The following is a 4,461-nucleotide window of genomic DNA, read 5'->3' as shown; positions in this document are numbered from 1 at the left end:
GAGTTCATGATCGAGGAAGGCATGGCGACCGAAGAGGAAATGTGGAACACCGAGCAATCGGACATTACCGACATCAAGAGCGAGGCGCGGTTGCGATTGATCTTCGACACCAACGTCCGGCAGGCCTACGGCTACGGAAAATGGAAGCAGGGCCAATCTCCGGAAGTCAAAGCTGCCTACCCAGCTGCAAGGCTGATCCGGGAAAGGGGAGTGAGTAAGCCACGCCCGAGGCATCAAGCGAACCTCGGCGAGATCCGCCACAAGGACGATCCATGGTGGGCGCAGGAAATGAATGATCCAAAGATCGGAGGATTTGCCGTGCCTTGGGGACCGTATGGCTTCAACTCCGGCGTGGATCAGGAAGACGTGACGCTCGAAGAATGGGAGAAGATGCTCGCGAAGCAGAGCACACCGCCGCCTCCAGAATCTCCACAGCCGGAACCCGGCCTGAATGAGGGCTTATCCGCCAGCACGTCCAAGATGGACCCGGAGATCAAGCGGCGACTGCTTGCAGAATTGCGGGCAACCGGGGAAGAGCGGGCGAGGGTCATTGAGGATAATGATCGATTTTACCTGCAGACACGGCGCGATGGCAGGTGATCCTTCAACGTGGTGGTATCTTGTTATGCCATTCACATGTTCATGTAGTCCTCCTCGTAGTCCATCTGGAGTATATCGTGGAGATCAATTTCAAATTCCTCCGAGAACGTCGGATCAAAGTTAGCGGCCATAAGTTCCGATACCGAGGTAAACTTCAGGCCACAAGCACCACATATGTATGATGTTGATTGATAGGTTCGCTTCACGTACATCCGACTGTCTCGAAGAAAGGGTTCGGATTCGGCCGATAGCGTGCCAACAAGCAATGCTGTATTTTCGCAGGCTGGGCACTTTACTCGTTTGGTGTTGCCATACTCGTCCGAATGTATTAGTGGGAGCTTCGACGAGAGCTTCTTCTGTTCGCCTGGGTCCTTGGCGTAATATACCGCGCGATGATTCTTGATGTGTTCCTTGACCTTCCCGAAGACATCTTCTTTGTGGGCTGTAATTAGCTTCGCAGCCGTATCAGAAGTTTCCTTCCCGAGGAGGTCCGCGAGATCCTTTGAGACGGCCTCGCAAAGCACCTCACAAACAACATAGAAGGGCGTAAGCCATGACGCCTCGGCCAAGTCTTCGAAGGCCAATGTACTGTCGTGCACCTCCTCATTCCGCTTGAACATGAATCCTTCGCAGAACTGCCGCGAATCCTTGGTGAACTTTTCAAGAACCAGTTCGAGGCGGGCTGTCACCGCATGCATTGGCAGTGTCTTTGGAGCCTTCTTCCCTTTGTAGCCGAGCGCGAACAGTATAGATGCCCCCTCATCTTGGGGGTCGGCGTTCAGGGTTGGGGAAATCGCACAAAGCGATGCGCGACACAACTGCTCCAACGCGAGCGCCGACCAAAACGCCCTTTCCGACGACTCGATATCCGGCCTCGCGGAGCGCTGAAGGTAAAGCGATGCTTTCTCGAAATACTGGTCAGGGTTCCATTTAGTGTTCATTGGCTACAAGAATACGGGCTAACTTTCGGTCAGGATCTAGATTCGTTGCTGAACCTCGTCCATGCATCATTCGCCAGTTATCGAGGATAAGAAGATCGTTCGAAGTCCAACTGTGCCATGTGGCGGTGTCGTCGAGCCCAGGGAGTAAGAACTCGTTGAGAGGATCTCGTGTCTTCATCATCGGGAGCATGCACTCGGCATCTGCCCTAACTCGAATACCGGTTTCAGTTCGTTCGACGCAACGAACGAGAAATGAGCCAGTGGAGCGCCTTATTCGGTATTGCGCACTTTCGAGAATCGCGCCCAAAGAGCTGAGGCGGGGAGCGGTATCAATGTAACCCGTAGGCCGATTCCCGTGTCCTGGACTAATGCAGTGAAGCATCAAGTATCGTGGTGGGACGCGCCAATATGCAGATTCAGTGTGGAAGGGAAATGCGGCCATACCATAGCGGGACGAAAGAGAGTTTGAATTATTCGCTGTCTGACCTGGCGAAATGATCCGAACTAAATCGCCTGAAGAGCTTTCCGCGACTGGGCTGCCGAGCTCAATCGCCAAGTCGAGCAAGTCCTCGTAGTCGAATCCGGGACATATTAGGAAACCTTCGGAGTCTAGTCTATCGCGCCACTTCATGAGGTATAGATTCTTGTCACAAGGTATAGGTAATTACGGCGGAGAGGAAACCTTGAATTAAAAGAAGGACGTTACCCGTCGTTGGACGAGCCGGATTGTTCGCTTCTTTTATTTGTCAGAGTCGTTTGCGTCCCTGATGCGAACACAGGAATCAAAAGATCCGACAAAAGTTACGACCTTCCCTTGGAACACCTTTGCGATCCTTGATATCCATCGCAGCTGCTGATCGACTTCATTTGCGAACATGTATTCTTGAGTTCCGGTTTTGAGAATTGACTCACCAAGCAATTCGATAGCTTCATCTTTATCAATTACAAAGCTATGATCTTTATAGTGTCCAACTAGATGATCCGCTAGTTCCTGAGGTGTTCGACCGGCTCCTAACGTCTTGCCATGGAGTAGGCGCGATGCATATTGAATCGCGGACTCATTGATTCGCTCAAAATATCCAAGGAGGCCCAAATCTAACTGACCCTTTAAATACTGCGCAAACATTTCCGAGCTGCCAGGGTGCTCACTTACCATCTTGGCTATTGTCGTCAGTGCATTGGTCAGCGACATCGCAGGAATATGGCCAAGCTGGGGGTCAATGGGACCGAGTTCACTCATTGAACCCATGTGAATTTCATCGGCCCCTAAAGCAATTAGAGTAGCGGCAGACTTTGCCCGCCTCGGTATGACCGCAACAAACCTCTCTTTGGAAACAGCTTTGCAGTTCTTGCTAATCAAATAGGCGGGTTCGATTCTGCCGCCACGACTTCCTATAATTAGAAGAATATTTCGAGGATCATCGAAGCGGCACAAAGAGGAATAAATTTGGTCAGCATGATCTTCGCTGACCTGATTTGATTGATCCAAGAATAGCAATGGATTATAATCAGGAAGATCAAATTTCTCCCATAGCAAATCAAGGGCCTTTGGAATCTGCTCCTTTAATACATTTTCGATTGAACTCCGGTCTTTACCTAGAAGCGATTGTATGATCACTGTTGATGGGTCTTCAGGAGTCTTGGCGGCTGCAGTCTGATCTGAAATTGATTCTTCAGACGAGGCATCAACTTCTTCTTCGGAGGGCGGGGCGGGGATCTGTGATTTCTTTGTAGCCATTGGCACTTCTTAGCGAACAGCGTAATTAGTTCTGATTCATATTGAATATCAAGCCGATATTTCCTTATGTGTTCCACAAAAACCGGGGAATGCTGATTTTTACTCTCCCGCACTGTCGAGCCAATGGGACCACTCCCGCAAATCGACGTTTCCTCATCCTTGAGTCTTCGCTGGATGCGTGAAGCTTCTCATTTCTGCCGCATCCTTCCAGCCGTTGCCGGACGCTGTTCCGACTGAAATTGTTTACATCCCCGAAGGCGAACACGCGATCCATCCCACAGTCGATGGCAAGCCGAAGGAAATCACCGTGAAGGTGCCGCCTCAGCGTGGAGCCGCGATCGCTGCCTCACTTCAGGCTGATCTTTCCCGGCGCTTGGCGGACAATGTCCGGCCGATCATCGATTTCGACCACAACCACCGTGGCCCGGCGGCGGGGATTCCGGCTTCGTTTCGGTATGAGGCGGGCAAGGGGATTGTGATGGCGCTCGATTGGACCCGTGCCGGACGGGAAGCGATCGAGGGCAAGGATTTCTCCTACTTCTCGCCGGAGTTCCTGCTCAACGAAGACGGCACTCCAGGTGGCCTGCCGAGCCGGGGACCACTCGGAACCCTGTGCAACAACCCGGCTTTCCGGACAATTCCCCGTATCGCCGCAAGTGACGCGGCTCCTACTCAAGAACCGAAACAACCGATCACACCCATGAGCCAATTTCTCATTCTCGCCACCTGCGGCCTCCTCAATCAATCCGAAGCAGCCCGCGACGACGCGGAAACTCTCGCCCGTCAGCGCGTCTCCGCGATGCGATCCGATGCGGAAACCCTGCGCACGGTGCAGGCATCGCTCACTGATGTGACCACCGAGCGCGATCAACTGAAGACCAAGCTACAAGCCGCCGAGGCGAAGCTTGCCGACGGACGCAAGGAACAAGGCGAAACCCTTTTCCAACGCGCCGTCAAAGCTGGTCTTGCCGCGCCGAAAGACGAGGTCAAAAAGGCTGAATACGTCCAAGCCGCTGAGTCGGAGAATGCGCTTGCGATCAAGTTCATGACCGAGCGGATCGAAGCCGCTGAAGCGAACCCAACCGATCCAATCGAACGGCCAATCGTCCGCGCTACGGGTCAGGATGTGCCAGGCGCAACCAACGTCGAGGCCCGGGCGAAGCAACTGGTTGCCGCCGGTGA

The 4,461-nt window shown here is 53.0% G+C and carries 4 protein-coding genes and 1 pseudogene; 2 read left to right on the top strand and 3 right to left on the bottom strand.

Going from position 1 to position 4,461, the window contains the following annotated elements; genetic code table 11:
- Positions 1 to 600 (top strand): annotated as a pseudogene (locus JIN85_RS19780) (hypothetical protein); the annotation flags it as partial.
- Positions 601 to 632: 32 nt separating this feature from the next.
- Here the strand turns inward: JIN85_RS19780 and JIN85_RS19775 are convergent.
- The 3 genes from JIN85_RS19775 to JIN85_RS19765 all read right to left on the bottom strand — a co-directional run bounded on the left by JIN85_RS19775 (position 633) and on the right by JIN85_RS19765 (position 3,279).
- Positions 633 to 1,541: a hypothetical protein gene (locus JIN85_RS19775; protein ID WP_200274094.1), complete on the bottom strand. Its 909-nt coding sequence runs from the start codon at positions 1,539 to 1,541 to the stop codon at positions 633 to 635.
- On the bottom strand, positions 1,531 to 2,172 hold the full coding sequence (locus tag JIN85_RS22390) for a TauD/TfdA family dioxygenase (RefSeq protein WP_200274092.1): 642 nt from the start codon (positions 2,170 to 2,172) through the stop codon (positions 1,531 to 1,533). The genes JIN85_RS19775 and JIN85_RS22390 overlap by 11 nt, the downstream gene beginning before the upstream one ends.
- 108 nt (positions 2,173 to 2,280) lie before the next feature.
- Positions 2,281 to 3,279 carry an SDH family Clp fold serine proteinase gene (locus JIN85_RS19765; RefSeq protein WP_200274090.1) on the bottom strand — a complete coding sequence of 333 codons (999 nt, stop codon included), beginning with the start codon at positions 3,277 to 3,279 and terminating at the stop codon, positions 2,281 to 2,283.
- Between the two features lie 178 nt (positions 3,280 to 3,457).
- Here JIN85_RS19765 and JIN85_RS19760 point away from each other — a divergent pair.
- Positions 3,458 to 4,461 (top strand): phage protease (locus tag JIN85_RS19760; protein ID WP_200274088.1); only part of this gene is annotated, 1,004 nt, incomplete at its 3' end.

It is taken from the genome of Luteolibacter pohnpeiensis (genome assembly GCF_016595435.1).
Classification (GTDB): Bacteria; Verrucomicrobiota; Verrucomicrobiia; order Verrucomicrobiales; family Akkermansiaceae; genus Luteolibacter; species Luteolibacter pohnpeiensis.
The sequence above is the reverse complement of the archived record's forward strand: the minus strand, read 5'-3'. Positions and strand labels throughout refer to the sequence as shown.

Bases quoted from the DNA above. Each gene is read 5' to 3' on its own strand.
- JIN85_RS22390 (WP_200274092.1), bottom strand. From the start codon at position 2,172: ATGAAGTGGCGCGATAGACTAGACTCCGAAGGTTTCCTAATATGTCCC.
- JIN85_RS19765 (WP_200274090.1), bottom strand. From the start codon at position 3,279: ATGGCTACAAAGAAATCACAGATCCCCGCCCCGCCCTCCGAAGAAGAA.
- JIN85_RS19775 (WP_200274094.1), bottom strand. From the start codon at position 1,541: ATGAACACTAAATGGAACCCTGACCAGTATTTCGAGAAAGCATCGCTT.